This is a genomic window from Oceanisphaera psychrotolerans, assembly GCF_001870485.1.
Taxonomy (GTDB): Bacteria; Pseudomonadota; Gammaproteobacteria; order Enterobacterales; family Aeromonadaceae; genus Oceanimonas; species Oceanimonas psychrotolerans.
On sequence record NZ_MDKE01000011.1, the window covers coordinates 113,703 to 130,741 of the forward strand.

Consider the following 17,039-nt stretch of genomic DNA (forward strand, 5'->3'; position numbering starts at 1 on the left):
CCCGGCACTGGTTGCCGGGCGGGTATTTGGCGCGCCCGGTATCGCACCACGACCGAGGCCCGCCCCTCCCTCCTCCCTGGCAAAAAATGATATAACCCTTGGCAATGACAACAAAAACAGAGCGCCCGTAAACCAGGTCGTCTTTGCGGGACGGGCTCCGAACGGCCGCGTGACCCTGGCGGTATATTCGTCGGTTATTTGAAATACCCGGCATCATTCAGACCATTGAGGCCAAACAGCATGCGCCCCATACACGATACCCTCGACTGGAACCTGCTCCGCAGTTTCATGACCATAGTGCAGGAACGAAGCGTCAGCCGCGCTGCCGCACGCCTTCACCTGTCCCAGCCGGCGGTCAGCCTGGCGCTCAAACGCCTTGAAGAGCGTCTGGGTCAGAGCCTGATAGAGCGCGGCAGCCGCAGCTTCCGGGTGACCAAGGCAGGCGAGCTGGTCTATCGTGAGGCTGTGGAGATTTATGCCAATGTGGCCAGACTCAGTGTGGCCGTCAACGAGTCCCGTCCGGAGGTCGCCGGTAATATCCATCTGCTGGCGGTCAGCGGAATCCAGATCCCGTTTCTGGATCGGGTACTCAAGGACTTCCATCAACAGCACCCCTATATCACCTGCAACATCGATGTCATGTCCAGCATCGAGGTGCAGCAGGCCTTACTGCAGAAAAGCGGCACCGTCGGCATCTGCCTGATGAACCATGATGTGGACGGGCTTCAGTCCCAGGTGTTGGCTCGTCAGCTTTACCGTTTCTATTGCGGCCACACCCACAGGTTCTTCGGCAAGGACAACCTGAGCCTGGAAGAAATGCAGCACGAGCCGCTGGTATCATTCAGCAGCGCCCAGCTGGATGGCGTCTTGTCGGCACTGGCGGTATTTTGTGCCAATCACCACCTGTCGGGCGAGGTAATGGCCCAGTCAAGCAGCCTTGATGACATAAAAAGAATGGTCAGGGCGGGCTGGGGGATAGGCTGCCTGCCAGAACATACCGTCACCGCCGATGTGGAGCAGGGAAAGCTGTGGCCCCTTCCCCCTTATGACGGGGTCGCCGACATCGATATGCACCTGATCTGGCACCAGGATGCCCGCTTTGGTCTTGCCGAACAGACCTTTTTCGATTTTTTTCAGAATGCCCTGGCACGCGTTCCTCTGGAGAAACGCCTGGAGGAACAGAATGATATCCGTTGATTGACGGCTCCACTGCTCCCTTGCCCCTTCAGCCCTCCCGTTAGCTCTCCCCCACATTTCCCGCCGCACACCACCAGACACCGTCTTCCCGGTGGTCTGGCGGTGGCCGGCTCTATGCCTGTAACCCGAAACTGGCTCCGTCGCCTCGCTCATCCGGAAGCCATCAACCATAAACCAGATAAATACATGGTATTAAAAATGGCAAATTGTTTTATGTTTCGTAAATGTCAAAGATGAGTGTGCTGCTCATTGAAGAACAGCAGGACACTGATTCAACCAGACCTAGGTGACATGACATGGAAAAGAAACGTTTATCACTCTGCATCGGCGCAGCCTTATTAACTGCGGCCACCTCAACGCAAGCCCTGGATATCAAACTGGGCCATGTACTGCCCACCACCCACAGCTGGAACATCGCAGCAGAAGGGTTTGCCAAAGACGTTACTGAAGCAACCGAAGGTCGTGTCAACATCACGGTGTTCCCCAGTGGCCAGCTGGGAAATGAAAAAACCATGATTGAGGGCATGCAAATCGGTAGCGTACACGCCGCTGTCATTGGCTGTGGTTCCTTCCAGTCCATCGAACCCAGATTCGGCATCGCGGAACTGCCCTATTCCTGGGAACAACGAGAAGATGCCTATGCCGCCTATGATGGCGAGCTGGGCGATGCGCTCGAAGAGATGGCGATCCAGAAAAACCTGCGGATTATCTCATGGTGGGAAAACGGCTTCCGTCATGTCACCAACAATCGCGGCCCCATCACCAGCCCGCAAGACCTGAGCAACCTCAAGATCCGGGTCACCCCCGATAAAATGCGTCTGGACACCTTCTCGGCCCTGGGAGCCAGCCCCGCACCACTGGCCTTTGGCGAGCTCTATTCGGCCCTGCAGCAAGGGGTGTTTGATGCTCAGGAAAACCCGCTGTCCATCATCTATTCCTCGTCATTCAACGAAGTTCAGGACTATGTCTCCCTCACAGGACATGTCTGGGCCCCCGCCTGTCTGACCGTTACCAACTTCACCTGGAAGCAGATTTCTCCGGAAGATCAGCTGATCGTGCAGGAGATGGCGTCCCGCTGGAGAGATACGCAACGCGAAATGACCCGGCAGGACGATGAAGCACTTATCGGCAAACTGGAAGAGAAAGGCATGAAAGTCAACGATGTCGATCGTGCCCCTTTCCAGAATGCCGTCAGCGGCATCTGGCAGCAATATGCCTCCGTATTCGGGCAAGATCTGATGGACATTGTCGAGCGCTATCGTAGTGCCAAGTGAGGTCAACATGCTTACCAGACTAGCCTCAGCGATCAACGATGCCGGTCATTGCGGTAAGACCAGAATGCTGACCCGGATTGCCGCCGTGATCGGCTGCGTCTGTCACGGGTTGGCTGCCGCCGGCGTCGCCACGCTGGCGGCGCTGGTCAGCTATGTGGTCTTCATGCGCTGGGTGATCGGCCAGCCGCCTCACTGGGCTGAAGAACTACCGCAGCTGATCCTGCTCTGGTCCACGCTGCTGGGCGCCGTGGCCTGCTCTTATCACCGCTCGCATCTCAGTGCCGGCCTGTTACCTCTGGTTGTTCGATCGGCTCGATGGCTGAAGGTATTTACCCACATCGGCGACGTTCTGGTGCTGATCATGCTGCTGATGATCACCAAGGCGGGGTGGGCGCTGGCCATGCTGACCATGAGCCAGACCACCACGGCCCTGCAAATCCCGGCCGGGATCAGTTACCTCGCGGTACCCGTAGGCTGTGCCGCCATGGCACTGGTCCAATTCATCCACTTGTTTACTCGGGGAGACTCACAATGACGGCCGGCGCCTTAACCATGCTCGGGGTCTTCGGTCTGGGCATCCTGATCGATATTCCTATCGCCTTTGCCCTGCTGATCGCCGCAGTTGTTTACCTGACGGCCTTTGCGGCAGCTCCCATGCTGGTTTCTGCCCAACAATTCGCCGCGGGTATGGAAAGCTTCACCCTGCTCGCCATTCCCTTGTTCATCCTCGCCGCCCAGTTGATGAACAGCGCCGGGCTGACCCAGAAAATAGTACGGCTGTGCATGACTCTGGTGGGCGATATCCGGGGCGGACTGGCAGTGGTTGCCGTGCTGGCCTGCATGATGTTCGGCGCCCTTTCGGGCTCCGGCGTGGCCGACGTCATTGCCATCGGCAGCATGCTGCTGCCGGCCATGCAGCGTAGTGGCTATAAAAAGGGGTTCAGCTGTGCGCTGGTGGGCACCGCCAGTTCCATCGGCACCGTGATCCCGCCCAGTATCGTGATGATTGTCTACGGCACTACCTCCAATACCTCGGTCGGTAAGCTGTTCATGGGCGGTGTCATTCCCGGCCTGATGCTGACCTGTGCCCTGGTAGGGGTCGCCCTGTACGTCTCGCGCAAGAATGGCTGGGGCGGAGGCACGCCCAGCACCTCCCGCGAAAAGTTCCGCGCCTTCATCGACGCCCTGCCCGCACTGATGGTACCGGTACTGATCATCGGCGGTATCCGTTTCGGGGTCTTTACCCCGACCGAAGCGGCCGCCTCAGCCTGTCTTTATGCCCTGATCGTTGGCATGGGCCTGTATAAAAACCTGCGCCTGAACGACATCTTCGATTGCGTCAAGGCAACGGCGGAAACCAGTGCCGCCATTCTGGTGATCATCGGTGCTGCCGGTCTCTTTGCCTGGGGTCTGACCTATGAGCAGGTGCCTCAGGCGATAGCATCACTGATCGGTGAGCTGACCGACAGTCGCAACAGCGTGCTGCTGTTGCTGACGCTGGTGTTGCTGATACTCGGCTCTTTCATGGAGAGCATCGCCATCATCATCATCATCACCCCCATCGTCATGCCGCTGCTGAGCCAGTATGGCATCGATCCGGTTCACTTCGGGGTGCTGCTGACGGTCAACCTGGCCATCGGCGCCAATACGCCGCCGCTGGGTGTCGACCTGATGGCCGCCTGCCGAATTGGCGGGATCAGTGTGATGGAATCGCTGCGCCCCCTGGTGATGATGCTGGTTGCCATGATCTCGGTATTGATGCTGCTGACCTTCATTCCCGAGCTGGTGCTGTTTTTACCAAACCTGATGGACTCATAAGGGCTGATCATGAACAAGCACGTTATTACACCATTGATGGACAGGCAGCTCGAACTCATGGCACAGGCCGCTAGCTGGCTGTTTCTGCCCGGGCACCTGCCACAGCGGCTCGAACAGGCCCAGGCCTGTGGGGCTCACGCACTGGTGGTTGATCTGGAGGAGTTTACTCCCAAAGACCAACAGCGCCAGGCCTGCCAGGCCTTCTACGATTTTGCCGATGCCTGTCGGGCCCGGCATCGCCTGCCCATGGTGCGTATCAACCGGCTCGAAGACAGCGGCGCACACGAATTGAAGCTGTTAATGGCGGCACGCCCAGCCGCCGTGTTCCTGCCCCGGGTCGAACAACCGGCCCAGTTGCAGGCACTCGCCGCGTTGCTGGATGCCTGTGAGGCAGAACTCGACATGACGCCAGGCAGTACCGTCATCGTGCCCACCCTGGAAAGCAGGACCGGCCTCGAGCGTGCCGGCGAGTTGCTGGTTGTCAGCCCGCGCTTGCGCGCAGCACTGATCGGCACCGGCGACCTGGCCACCGACCTGCAATTGCCACCAGAGATGCCTTTTGAAACCCGCATCGAGACCATCAGGCCGTACCGAGAACGCTTTCTGGCCGACTGCCAGGCGGCGGGCGTGCAGGCCATCGACGGCCCCTGGTCTGCGCCACTGCCGTTTGAGCAAGACCAGAACTGGTCAGTGGCACTAGGGTTCAGGGCTCGCTGCGTGGTCAATACCGAACAATTACCGGCATTGCACCTCAGTCTGAATAACAAACAAAAAGATTCATCCGATTCTCATCATACTCCTGAGAGGAATAACCCATGAATAACGCGAAACGCCGTAACGGCGGTCAAATTCTGATCCAGCAGCTCCGCGACCTCGGCGCTCGTCGTATTTTTCTGGTTCCCGGCGAAAGCTATCTGCCCTGTATTGATGCTCTGAACGAACATCGTGATGCCATCGAACCCGTTGTCTGCCGCCAGGAAAGCGGGGCCGCCTACATGGCCGAAGCCTACGGCAAGATGACCGGCGACCCCGGCATCTGCTTCGTCACTCGGGGGCCCGGTGCCACCAATGCATCCATCGGCGTACATACCGCCTTTCAGGATTCGACCCCGATGATCCTGTTCATCGGCCAGGTCGGCAACGACTTCGTCGAGCGCGAGGCATTCCAGGAAATCGACTACCGTCGGATGTTCGGTCCCATGGCCAAGTGGGTGGCCCAGATTGACCGTACCGACCGCATCCCGGAGTATATCGCCCGCGCCTGGACCGTCGCCACCACCGGCCGCCCCGGTCCTGTGGTGCTGGCCCTGCCCGAAGATACCCTGTGGGGCGAAGCCGAAGTAGAACAGCTCAAGCCCGCACCACGCCGGCACAGCTACCCGGGTGCCGGTGACATGACCGAACTCGGTGAATGCCTGGCCGCTGCCAAGCGCCCCTTTCTGCTGGTGGGCGGTAGCGGCTGGACCGAATTATCCCAGAGCAGCATCACCGAGTTTGCCCGGCGCTTCAACCTGCCGGTCGGCGTTGCCTGGCGGCGACTGGAGTGCTTCGACCAGCGCCAGCCCCAGTTTGCCGGCCATGTGGGCTGGAGCATGCACTCAGCGCTGCGGCAGCAACTGGAGGAAGCGGACCTGATCATCGCCGTAGGTACCCGCATGGGCGAAGCCACCAGCGAAGGATACAGCTGGATCAGCTCGCCCCGCCCCAAGCAGAAGCTGGTGCATGTGTATGCCGATCCGGAAGAACTGGGCCGCGTCTACCAGGCCGATCTCGCCATTCACGCCGACGTCAACGGCTTCAGCGCCATGCTGGATCAGGTGCCCGATCTGGCAGACGACCCCGTCTGGTCGCCCCTGACCGCTCAGGCCAGAAACGCCTACCTGGCGTCGCTTGAGTGCCAGCCGTCACCCGGCCCGCTCAGCCTGGACCGGATTGCCCTGCATGTGGACCAGGTGCTGGGCGATCAGGGCTGTATTACTGTCGGTGCAGGCAACTATGCCCTGTACCCGCACCGTTACCGCCGCTACCCCGGGCTCGGCAGCTCGCTGACCCCCACCGTCGGGTCCATGGGCTACGGCCTGCCGGCGGCCATTTCGTTCAAGATGGAACATCCGGACCAGCCAGCGGTGTGCTTCGCCGGCGATGGCTGCTTCCAGATGAACATGCAGGAACTGGGCGTAGCGCTGCAATACCGGGTCGGTATTATCGTGCTGGTATTCAACAACGGCATGTACGGTACCATCCGCGCGCACCAGGAAAACGGCTTCCCCGGCCGCGAAATCGCCCTCTCCTTCACCAACCCCGAGTTCAGTGAAATGATCAGGTCCTACGGTGGTCACGGGGAAATCGTGGCGGAAGACAGCCAGTTTGCTGCCGCCTTCGACCGCGCCATGGCGTTCACCGCCAGTGAAAAGCTGCCGGCCCTGATTGAACTGCGTTACGACCCGGACGGTATCGCCCCCGGCACCCTGCTGAGCAAGCTCCGTGAAGATGCGCTGGCGCGCCAGCAAATCCCGGCCTGAGGAACTGAATCATGACAGCAACAATGAACAAACAATTACAGACCGAGACCCTTCGTGTTGACGGCGGCCGCTTGTGGGACTCGTTGATGGACCTGGCTCGCATCGGTGCGACCCCCAAGGGGGGCAACTGCCGCCTGGCACTGACGGAAGAAGACCGCCAGGGCCGAGACCTGGTGAGTGGCTGGTTGCGTGATGCGGGACTCGAGATCCGGGTTGACCAACTCGGCAATATCTTTGCCCGTCGTCCCGGCCGCAACAATACGTTGCCGCCGGTGGTGACCGGCAGTCATATCGATACCCAGCCGACCGGCGGTCGCTTCGACGGCAACTACGGCGTGCTGGCCGGCCTGGAAGTGATGCGAGTGCTGGACGAACAAAACATCACCACCGACGCACCGCTGGAAGTCGTCATCTGGACCAACGAGGAAGGCAGCCGCTTCGTCCCGGTGATGATGGGTTCCGGCGCCTTTGCCGGCATGTTCTCTACCGAGTCGGCGCTGGCCGCCCGGGATCACGATGGCATCAGCGTCGCCGACTCACTGGCCCGTATCGGCTACGACGGTGATATGCCGGTCGGCGGGCGCCAGCTCGGCGCCTACTTCGAGGCCCATATCGAGCAGGGCCCGGTATTGGAGCAGGAAGGGCTGCCCGTTGGCGTCGTGACCGGCTCACTCGGCCTCAGCTGGTTTGATGTGGTGGTCACCGGTCAGGAAGCCCATGCCGGCCCGACCCCGATGGAATATCGCCGGGACGCACTGCAGACCGCCTGTGCCCTGGTCGGCGACATCCTGACCCTCGCCCGGCCTCATGCGCCTCACGGTCGGGTCACCTGCGGTGAGTTCCGGGTGTTCCCCAACTCGCGCAACGTCATTCCCGGCCGAGTGAATTTCAGCGTCGACCTGCGCCATCTGGAGCCGGCAGTGCTGACTCAGATGGAGCAGCGTCTGCAGGAACTGTGCGAAAAACATGGCGGCCAAACCGGCATCGAAGTGCAGTTGATCGAGGTGCAACGCATTCCGCCGACCCCCTTTGCGCAGGAGCTGGTCGAGCGGGTACGGACCTGTACCCAGGCACTGGGTATTCCTCACCGAGACATGGTGACCGGTGCAGGCCATGACGCCGTCTATATCAGCCGTATCGCCCCCACCGCCATGATCTTCGTTCCCTGTGTTGATGGTATCAGCCACAACGAATGCGAAGACGCCAAGCCCGAGGATCTCGAGGCCGGCGCCAATGTGCTGCTGCACGCCATGCTGCACACGGCCGGCATCAGCCCCGTTACCGACACGCTGTAGGAGCGCTCAATGACCTTGCATGACCTCAAATACTGGGAACAGCTGGCTACCCGGCTGGATATTCCCACCGGCGCCTTTATCGACGGCGCCTACGTCACCGCCGAAGACGGTGCCACCTTCACCGCACGCAACCCGGCCACCGGTGAAGTATTGGCCGACGTCGCCGCCTGCGGCACTCAGGATATCGATCGGGCCGTCGCCGCCGCTCGCCGCAGTTTCAACTCCGGTTGCTGGTCCCGCCTGTCGCCCCGAGAGCGCAAAACAACCCTGTTGCGCTTTGCCGGGTTGATCGAGCAACACGCGGAAGAGCTGGCCCTGCTGCAGACCCTGGAAATGGGCAAGCCCATTGCCGACAGTCTGAGCTTCGATCTCGCGGAAACCGCACGCTGCGTGGCCTGGTACGCCGAAGCCATCGACAAGCATTATGATGAAATCGCACCGACCGCGGACAACGTTCATGCCACCCTGACCCATGAAGCCCTGGGCGTGGTGGCAGCCGTTACCCCATGGAATTTTCCGCTGATGATCAGCGCCTGGAAATTTGCCCCGGCGCTGGCGGTAGGCAACAGTGTCGTCCTCAAACCCGCCGAGCAATCCAGTCTCAGCGCCTTGCGGCTGGCGGCGCTGGCCAGTGAGGCGGGACTGCCCGACGGCGTATTCAATGTCACCCCGGGGCTCGGTGCCGTGGCCGGCCAGGCCCTGGGCCTGCATATGGATGTCGACTGTATTGCCTTCACCGGCTCCACCGCGACCGGCAAGCGCTTTATGCGCTACTCCGGAGATTCCAACCTCAAGCGGGTCTGGCTCGAATGTGGCGGCAAGTCCCCCCATATCGTGTTCGATGACTGCAAGGATCTGGAAGCCGCAGCCCGCGCCGCGGCGGCCGGCATCTTCACCAACCAGGGTGAGGTCTGTATCGCCGGTTCACGACTCTATGTGCAGGATTCCATCTATGACGAGTTCATGCCCCTGTTAACCGCAGCGGCAGCGAACATGCAGCCGGGCAACCCGCTGGATCCCGCCACCCGTATGGGCGCCATGGTCGATGCCAGCCAGTACCAGCGCGTACAGGACTACATCACCCTGGCCCGGAAAGAAGGCATGAAGCTGCTGACCGGTGAGAGTTCCGCATCGCCGGTCGCCGGCGGCTGGTTCCTGCCCCCGACCATACTGGAAGGCCAACATGACCAGACCCTGATGCGAGAGGAAGTGTTTGGCCCCGTGCTGGGGGTAACCCGTTTTACCAGCGAGCAGGAAGTGATCGCCATGGCCAATGACTCCGTTTATGGCCTGGGTGCCGGGTTATGGACCCGGGACCTCGGACGGGCACACCGGGTGTCGAAGCTGCTGCGGGCCGGGCTGGTCTGGGTCAATTGCTATGCCGATGGCGATATCAGTGTGCCGTTCGGCGGCGTCAAACAGTCGGGATTCGGTCGCGATAAATCGCTCCATGCCCTGAGCAAATATGCCGACCTCAAAACCACCTGGATGAACCTGGATTAGTCATCGGGGGAAACCCGGTATACCATCTCGTTACTACCCGAATCCGGCCTGGCCGGCCGGATTGTCGGGGCCAGCTTTAACCAACATGGATCGTGCTGTAATGTTCTCTGCTGCAGATACTTTAATTCTTTCAATCGTCGTGGTGGTCTGTGCCCTGTGTCTGATTGGCTTGTCCTACTACTTCTACCGCCATATCAAGACCTATGACGACTTCAATATGGCAGGCCGCGCCACCGGAACCTTTCCCCTGATCTGTACCCTGGTGGGAACGGCGGTCGGCGGCTCAACCCTGCTCGGCTTCATGTCAAAAGGATTCCAGCATGGCCTCGGCCAGATGTGGCTGCCCGGCGCCATTACCATTGCCGGTGTACTGCTGCTGTTCCTGGTGCGCCGTATCCGCGCCTATGGCGAACGCTTTAACATGGTCACCCTCGCCGACTTCATGGTGAACCGTTATGGTGACGGTGCCCGCCTGCCGACAGTGATCAGCATGGTCTGTGCCTATTCGGCCATCACCGGCATGCAGTTTGTCGCCATTGCCACCGTGCTCAATCTGATATTCGACCTCGATATAGCCCACGGCATCATCCTGACCTGGGTTGTGCTGACACTGAAAACCTATCTGGGCGGCCTGAAGGCGGTCATCTGGTCCGATGCGATTCTGGGCACCTTGCAAACGCTGGGTATTTTCCTGTTGCTGACCATCGTCTATCAGGTGTCGGGGGGCTGGGAAGGCATCGCCACCAGCGAAAAACTGATTGGTCAGGAAGATTTCCTCGACATCAACGGTATCGGCAGCGACGATCTGTTTATCTATCTGCTGACCATTGGCGGCTACCAGTTTGTGCGCCAGGATCTGTGGCAACGTTTCTGGGCCGCCAAAAGCGCCCAGGTAGCCTATACCAGTTACAGTGTGGCCGTGGCCTTCAACCTGCTGGTGGCGGGGGCGGCCGTGCTTATCGGTTGCTTCGCCTATCTGGGCATGAATCTGAGCGTCGCCAATCCCGATCTCACCTTCTATGCGGTACTGGAAGCCACCCTGCCCTTGCCCATGATTGCGCTGATGATAGTGGTATTGCTGGCGACCGTGGTCTCCTGTGCGGACTCGTTCTTCATTGCCGGTGCATCGTCCATTGCCAACGACATCATCAAGCCACGGTTAAAGGTATAGGACGACCGGAAGCTGCTGCGCATGAGCCGTTATTCGGTGGTGATCATGTCACTGATTTCCGCCGGACTGGCCTTGTATGCGCCCGAACTGGTTTCCATATGGATTCTTGGTAGTGCCATGCTGGTCTGCGGCGTGCTGGTCCCGGCCATCGCCGCCCTGCTGGGCAAGGAACTGAACCGCGGCGCCGGCATTCTGGCCATGTGGATAGGCCTGGGCTCAGCCGTTGGCTGGCAGTTGCTTGGCCAGCCGTTTGGCATACACCCCATCTTTGTCGGTCTGCCCATCGCGCTGCTGATGCTGCCCGTCATCCTTTCCCCACAGCGTGTGAAAGCGCGAGCCTGATCCTTCGTCTGGCGCCATTGCCCCTATTCAAAAGGGCAATGGCGCCTCTTTTTACAGCTCCAGCCTCGGCCCGATGTAATCCAGAAAGGCCGATATACGTGATGACAATGCGGTATTGCGATAGTACACCGCCTGTACCTGCTCGCGCGGGCTGGGAGTGAGGATTTCGGTGTTTAGAAGGCTGATCAGTCGCTGCTGGCTGAGATCGTCATGCACCATGAAACGGGACAACAGGGCGATGCCCTGCCCGGCCAGACAGAGCTGACGTATGGTTTCACCACTGCTGGAACCGATGGCCGGGCGGATCTCCACCGGCTCCACCAGAGGCCAGCGATTAAGGTGGGCCGCATCGGTAAAGCCGATGACGCTGTGATCCTGCAAGGCGGCAATGCTTTCCGGTATGCCGGCCTGCTCGAGGTATGCCGGACTGGCCACGATATGCAGCGGGCTCCGGCCCAGCAGGCGCGCATGCAGGTTGGAGTCTTCCAGCCGGCCTATCCTGATCGCCACATCGGTGCGCTTCTCGAGCAGATCGATGATGTTCTCGTTGGCAACCAGCTCCAGCTGTATCTGCGGGTAAGCCTGGCGAAAGCCACCGATGAGCGGCACCAGCTGATGCAGGATAAAGGGCGTGGCCGCATCGACCCGCAGCCGCCCGGCTGGAGCCCCTTTCAGCGCCCGGAGCTGCTCTTCCGCCTCGGCGAGCTGGTTCAAGCCTTCCCTTGCCTGTTCCACAAACAACCGGCCTTCCTCGGTCAGTTCCACCCGACGGGTGGTGCGGTTGAGCAAGGTGCAATCCAGCTCGGTTTCCAGCCTGGTCACCGCCCGCGAGACCCGGGCGACCTGGATATCCAGCACCCGGGCCGCCGCCGAAAAACCGCCGCTGTCGATAATGGCCAGCAGAATTTCGAGATCTTCGGTACGCGATACTATTGCCATAATTGAGATAATCTTTATTTGGTTGGCACTGTTTTTGTAAAAAGTATCAGCCGGTATACTGCGCCGCAACTACTGCCGAACCGTCGCGTAGGGATACACACCGGCGTGATCTCAGCCTCTGGCTGCCCCCGGCGCGTGCAGGGCGGCAAAGCCCTGACGGATATACCGGGCCAGTTCATTGGCGATCAGGGTGCCTCCCGAGTCAGGCATCCGCAGGTTGATATAATAGGGGGGCAACGCAGGCAACCCGATGTCGGCAGGAATCGTGTTCAGGTTCTCGGGCACCAAGGTCGACAGGTAGGGCGACACCGCCAAATCTGCCTCTATGGTGGCCAGGATAGATTCCAGATTACCCACATCGCAGGTCGTCAGCCAGTCGATTTCGGCCTTGCTCAGGGCATCGAGGGTCGCGGCCCTGAACGCACAGACTTCCGAACCCAATGACACCGGCAGCGGCGTCTTGTGGCAGGCTTCGCCATTCTGCGCCCCCATCCAGACCAGTTGATCCCTGAGCAGCAGCGCGTCTCCCCTGCCCGCCTGGCTCTCGGTGGTCAGGGTCAGATCAATCTCGCCATTTCTCAACGCGGCCAGCAAGGTTTCGGTCATGTCACAGACCAGAGTAAGACGGATCTTGGGGTGCTCCCGGCTGAAGCGCCGCATGATGGGCGGCATCATCGGCCGGATGATATCGGCAGGTACTCCCAGCCTGATTTCGCCGGCAAAGTCCGGCTTTCTCATCATCTGCCAGGTTTCATCATTGAGGGAAACAAGGCGATGAGCCCGTGCCAGCAAGCGCTCTCCCTCCGGGGTCAGACGGATGACCTTGTGGTTACGCTCAAACAGTTGCGCCGCAAACAGGGACTCCAGTCGCCGGATTTTCTGACTGACCGCGCCCTGGGTGAGATTCAGCGCATGGGCGGCCGAGGTCATGCCGCCGGTTTCGGCGACGGCCAGGAAGGCACGGATAAGGCTGATATCGATATCGCGACTCATGATTTTCCATTAGGCTTTGTAATTGTTGTCATAACAATTATTCGTTTTGATAATACATTTACGCTGGGTATAACAGCAACAGCTGAGGACAACACCACAAGGTTACCCGCACATGCTGATGCACACGACCACACTCTACCTGTCTACGGTCTTTATCTGGGGATCGACCTTTTTCGCAATCAGGTTACAACTGGGAGAGGTCGCGCCCGAGGTGTCGATTGCCTACCGGTTTGCACTGGCCGCGCTTATCCTGATGGTCTGGTGCCGGCTGATGAAACTGCCGATGCGATTCGGGACGAAACAGCACCTGTGGATGCTGGCGCAGGGGCTGACGCTGTTCGGATTCAACTATGTGCTGGTCTACTGGGCAACCGCAGACCTCACCAGCGGCCTGATTGCCGTGATCTTTTCCACCATTGTATTGATGAATATCGCCAATGGTGCCCTGTTCTTCGGTAAGCGCCCCGTGTCTTCGGTGCTGGCGGGGGCCCTCGTCGGGCTGCTTGGTATCGGCCTGGTCTTCCTGCCCGAGTTTGCCCATCTCGATGTGGACGGTGTCGCCCTGAAAGCCATGCTGCTGAGCCTGCTGGGTACCTTTATCGCCTCACTGGGCAACATGATCTCGGCCCGCAATCAACAGGCGAAGCTGCCCGTAGTGCAGACCAATGCCTATGGCATGGCATACGGGGCGGTGGCGCTCGGTGTGCTTGCCCTGGTGCAGGGTGCCTCCTTTACCTATGAGCCGACCTGGAGCTATACCGGCTCCTTGATCTACCTGGCGTTGTTTGGTTCCGTGTTTGCCTTCGGCAGCTTCCTGACTTTGCTGGGGCGCATCGGTGCCGAGAAAGCCGCCTATGCCATGGTGCTGTTTCCCATCGTCGCCCTGGGCATTTCCACCCTATTCGAAGGCTATCGGTGGACTCCCGAGGCCCTGCTGGGGGTCACCCTGGTGTTTTCCGGCAACGTGCTGATGGTGATGTCCCGCGCGCAACGGGATCGACTGAGTCAGTGGCTTCGCCCCACCCGCAGGAAAGCCCTGTAGCACCCACCTCTGCATCGTTTGACGGCAGCAATACCGGCCGTCCAGTTGTTGCTAGATATTGGCCTTCAACCAGGGCAGCAGCACCCGCTCCGCCTCTTGCCGTCGGGCCTCAGGGCAGAGAGGTAAAAGCCGCGGGGGTCATTGGTGAACTGCCGAAGCATGATCAAGGTGCCTTCCCGGATGCCCCGGGACACCAGGATACCGGGAGCCAGCGCCAGGCCCTGGCCGGCGCTGGCGGCATCGATGGCCAGACTGGTATGGCTAACGCGCAGCGTCGTCGCCCTGGCCTGGCCCGGCATACGCCGGGGCAGAGCCGCCCAGTGGTCATGCGCATCGCTGATCAGCGTATGGGCCGCCAGCTCGTCAGAGTCTATCTCTCCCCCATGCCCGGCCAGATAGTCCGGACTGCACACCAGACACAGGTTCAACCCGGTCAGCAGCTCCCAGTGAAGTCCGTTGCCGAAAGGTGGAACTCCCAGACGGACCGCAAAATCCACATCATCGGTCTGAAAATCGGCCAGCCGTTCACTGGCTTCCAGTTGGAGATCGAGGTGGGGATAGGCCTGACGGAAGTCGTGCAGCCGGGGCACCAGCCACTTGGCGGCGAAGGAAGGCGGCACGCTGAGGGTCAAACGGGTGCCCTCGGAGGAGAGCGCCCGGGTGGCCTCGTCGATCATCGACAGGGCCTGGCTGATGGTGGCGTGATAGTGCCGCCCCCGGGCGGTGAGCGCCAGCCCCCTCGGTTCGCGCACGAACAGGGCGACGCCGAGATCTTGCTCCAGTTGACGCACGCGCTGGGCCACGGCGCTTTGAGTCAGTGCCAGCTCCTCGGCGACGAGACGGAAATTCAGCCGTCTGGCTGCCACCTCGAACATGCGCAGCGATTCCAGTTTGGGTTTACGTGTCATGCTGAATAAGCCTGTAGATTTTCTACACCCTGGTGCCATGAGATAACGTTTTTACAATCTGGTCAACCCCTGCATGCTCGAGCAATAACGTCAGCCTGAACAAGCTCGGGAGTGGAATATGGATAAGCACGAGGTAGCCAGCGAATGATGAGCCTGATACAAAGAAATGCCGCCTACATGGCGTTCGTACTGCTCGGCGTGATCTGGGGCAGCAACTTCATCTTCATGAAATGGGCGGCCGACTGGATCTCCCCGTCTCAGGTGGCCCTGCTGCGGGTGCTGTTCGGATTCATCCCCATACTGCTGGTTGGCCTGTTCACCCGCTCCCTGAGCTGGTCTCACCTGCGTCATGCCCACCATTTTATGGTCATGGCCCTGCTGGCCACAGCCCTGTACTACTTCGCCTTCGCCAAGGGCACCGCCCTGCTGCTGTCGAGCCTGGCCGGAATGCTCAGTGGCGCCATTCCGCTGTTTACCTTTCTGGCGGCGCTGGCATTTCTGCGCAGCGAACCGGTGAATCGCCGCTCCATCGGAGGCACCCTGCTGGGCTTTGTGGGTGTATTGCTGATTGCCCGCCCCTGGCAGGGTGCCGTGGCAGACATCGATCCTGTTGGGGTACTCTATATGGTACTGGGCTCATTGAGTGTGGGGTTGTCGTTCGTCTACGCACGCAAGTTTGTCAGCCCGCTGCGGCTGCCGGCACTGGCGCTGGCGACCTACCAGACCGGCTTCGCGCTGCTGTTACTGCTGCTGGTCAGCGACCTCCAGGGCACCCAACGACTGTTCGCGCACCCCGGAGCCGCCCTGGCCATGGTGGTCGGGCTGGGACTGCTGGGCACCGGTATCGCCTACATTCTTTATTACTTCATCGTCGACCGGCTCGGTGCCATCGTGGCCTCGGGCGTCACCTACATACCGCCCGTGGTGGCCTTGCTGATTGGTGTGTTCCTCATTGGCGAACCGGTCACTCCCATCGATATGGTCGCCATGGTCACCATTCTGGCGGGGGTCGGCCTGCTGCAATCGGGCAGAAAAGCCTGACCGGGGTACCCCGCACGGCTGCTGTCCCCGTCATGCTTGCCTCATGTTAACCACAGTTGAACGCGCCTGACGGCAGAGGCTCGGGGCCGGTGGCCATCCCCGCACCGACTCAGCACTGGTTTTCGAGGAAAGCCTTCAGGGTCATCGGTGGATGGCCGGTGAAACGCTCGACTGTATCGCTCAGCACCTCGAACTCGCCGGCCGCGATGCCGCTGTAGCTGCTGACCCAGCCATCCAGCTCGAATTGCGGGGCCTTGAACCCGGCGCGTGAGGCGTAGGCCTCCGCCTGGGTTTCTTCCATATAGGTCACCTGCTGGCCGGAGATCTCAGACAACAGCGCGGCGGCCTCGGACATGGTCACCAGCTCCGGCCCCGTCACATCGAACCGCCCGGTGGGTCTGGTTGGATCGGTCAGCATGGCGACGGCGACATCGGCAACATCGGTGCGTGCGACCGGGGCAAAGCGGCCGTTGCCGGCCGGGCCGCGGATGGCACCATAGGTCACCAGACGCGGCACCATGTCGGCATAGAAGTTGTCACGCAGGGCGGCGAAAGGCAAACCTGCAGCCTCCATATATTGCTCGGTATGATAGTGGTCACGAGCGAAGGTAAAGATGGAGTCCGCGGCGCAATTCACAAAAGACGTGTAGACCACATACTGTACCCCCGCGGCAGCAAAGGCGTCGATGGCGGCCTTGTGCTGATCGAGCCGATCTGCCGCCTCGAAGCCGGAGACGAAGAACAGGATGTCGATGCCCTCGAGCGCCGCCATCATCGCCGCCTGGTCGACATAGCTGGCAACGGCCACCTCGGTATGGTTCAGCCTGGGTGCGCGAGTCGGGTCGCGCACGATCAGGCGGGTCGGTACGCCGCGCGCGTCGAGCTGGCGGGCGACTCGACCACCCAGCACACCCGTAGCGCCGGTGATGGCAATGCGTGGTTTAGCCATGGTATCTACTCCTGTCTTGCTGGGCATTTGAAGGCTCAGAACTTG

16 protein-coding genes are annotated in these 17,039 nt (G+C 60.5%); 12 read left to right on the top strand and 4 right to left on the bottom strand.

Translation table 11 applies throughout. The features are described 5' to 3' along the window. The first annotated feature begins 240 nt into the window (after positions 1-240). The 10 genes from BFR47_RS04730 (at position 241) to BFR47_RS17400 (ending at position 11,122) form a co-directional block, all read left to right on the top strand. Positions 241-1,197, top strand: coding sequence for a LysR family transcriptional regulator (locus BFR47_RS04730; protein WP_071471996.1), 957 nt, complete (start codon positions 241-243; stop codon positions 1,195-1,197). Positions 1,198-1,493: 296 nt separating this feature from the next. Beyond that, positions 1,494-2,471, top strand: coding sequence for a TRAP transporter substrate-binding protein (locus BFR47_RS04735; protein ID WP_071471997.1), 978 nt, complete (start codon positions 1,494-1,496; stop codon positions 2,469-2,471). A gap of 7 nt (positions 2,472-2,478) precedes the next feature. Continuing rightward, complete coding sequence (locus BFR47_RS04740) at positions 2,479-3,006, top strand: TRAP transporter small permease (protein WP_217645447.1); 528 nt, start codon at positions 2,479-2,481, stop codon at positions 3,004-3,006. After that, the gene (locus BFR47_RS04745) at positions 3,003-4,289 is read left to right on the top strand and encodes a TRAP transporter large permease (protein ID WP_071471999.1); all 1,287 of its coding nucleotides are present in this window, start codon (positions 3,003-3,005) and stop codon (positions 4,287-4,289) included. Before BFR47_RS04740 ends, BFR47_RS04745 begins: the two co-directional genes overlap by 4 nt. 9 nt (positions 4,290-4,298) lie before the next feature. Then, positions 4,299-5,108: an aldolase/citrate lyase family protein gene (locus tag BFR47_RS04750; protein WP_083399008.1), complete on the top strand. Its 810-nt coding sequence runs from the start codon at positions 4,299-4,301 to the stop codon at positions 5,106-5,108. After that, the gene (locus BFR47_RS04755; protein ID WP_071472001.1) at positions 5,105-6,811 is read left to right on the top strand and encodes a thiamine pyrophosphate-binding protein; all 1,707 of its coding nucleotides are present in this window, start codon (positions 5,105-5,107) and stop codon (positions 6,809-6,811) included. The genes BFR47_RS04750 and BFR47_RS04755 overlap by 4 nt, the downstream gene beginning before the upstream one ends. An 11-nt stretch (positions 6,812-6,822) precedes the next feature. After that, positions 6,823-8,106: a Zn-dependent hydrolase gene (locus BFR47_RS04760; protein WP_217645448.1), complete on the top strand. Its 1,284-nt coding sequence runs from the start codon at positions 6,823-6,825 to the stop codon at positions 8,104-8,106. A gap of 9 nt (positions 8,107-8,115) precedes the next feature. Then, entirely contained in the window at positions 8,116-9,609 is a 1,494-nt protein-coding gene (locus BFR47_RS04765; protein WP_071472002.1) for an aldehyde dehydrogenase, read from the top strand. Positions 9,610-9,709: 100 nt separating this feature from the next. Further along, positions 9,710-10,780 (top strand): sodium:solute symporter family protein, encoded by a 1,071-nt coding sequence (locus BFR47_RS04770; protein WP_175514060.1) that lies wholly within the window; start codon positions 9,710-9,712, stop codon positions 10,778-10,780. A 21-nt stretch (positions 10,781-10,801) separates the two neighbouring features. Next, positions 10,802-11,122 (top strand): SLC5/6 family protein, encoded by a 321-nt coding sequence (locus BFR47_RS17400; RefSeq protein WP_083399011.1) that lies wholly within the window; start codon positions 10,802-10,804, stop codon positions 11,120-11,122. A 51-nt stretch (positions 11,123-11,173) separates the two neighbouring features. On the opposite strand, the gene BFR47_RS04775 is transcribed toward BFR47_RS17400, so the two are convergent. Beyond that, positions 11,174-12,061 (bottom strand): LysR family transcriptional regulator, encoded by an 888-nt coding sequence (locus BFR47_RS04775; RefSeq protein WP_071472003.1) that lies wholly within the window; start codon positions 12,059-12,061, stop codon positions 11,174-11,176. A gap of 111 nt (positions 12,062-12,172) precedes the next feature. Then, positions 12,173-13,054 carry a LysR family transcriptional regulator gene (locus BFR47_RS04780; protein ID WP_071472004.1) on the bottom strand — a complete coding sequence of 294 codons (882 nt, stop codon included), beginning with the start codon at positions 13,052-13,054 and terminating at the stop codon, positions 12,173-12,175. A gap of 112 nt (positions 13,055-13,166) precedes the next feature. Here BFR47_RS04780 and BFR47_RS04785 point away from each other — a divergent pair, with 112 nt between their 5' ends. Further along, on the top strand, positions 13,167-14,096 hold the full coding sequence (locus tag BFR47_RS04785) for a DMT family transporter (RefSeq protein WP_071472005.1): 930 nt from the start codon (positions 13,167-13,169) through the stop codon (positions 14,094-14,096). Between the two features lie 65 nt (positions 14,097-14,161). Here BFR47_RS04785 and BFR47_RS04790 read toward each other — a convergent pair whose 3' ends face one another. After that, positions 14,162-15,004 carry a LysR substrate-binding domain-containing protein gene (locus BFR47_RS04790; protein WP_071472006.1) on the bottom strand — a complete coding sequence of 281 codons (843 nt, stop codon included), beginning with the start codon at positions 15,002-15,004 and terminating at the stop codon, positions 14,162-14,164. Positions 15,005-15,148: 144 nt separating this feature from the next. Here BFR47_RS04790 and BFR47_RS04795 point away from each other — a divergent pair, with 144 nt between their 5' ends. Next, the gene (locus BFR47_RS04795; protein ID WP_217645449.1) at positions 15,149-16,045 is read left to right on the top strand and encodes a DMT family transporter; all 897 of its coding nucleotides are present in this window, start codon (positions 15,149-15,151) and stop codon (positions 16,043-16,045) included. 109 nt (positions 16,046-16,154) lie between these two features. On the opposite strand, the gene BFR47_RS04800 is transcribed toward BFR47_RS04795, so the two are convergent. Next, positions 16,155-16,994 carry an SDR family oxidoreductase gene (locus BFR47_RS04800; RefSeq protein WP_217645450.1) on the bottom strand — a complete coding sequence of 280 codons (840 nt, stop codon included), beginning with the start codon at positions 16,992-16,994 and terminating at the stop codon, positions 16,155-16,157. Between the last annotated feature and the right edge of the window lie 45 nt (positions 16,995-17,039).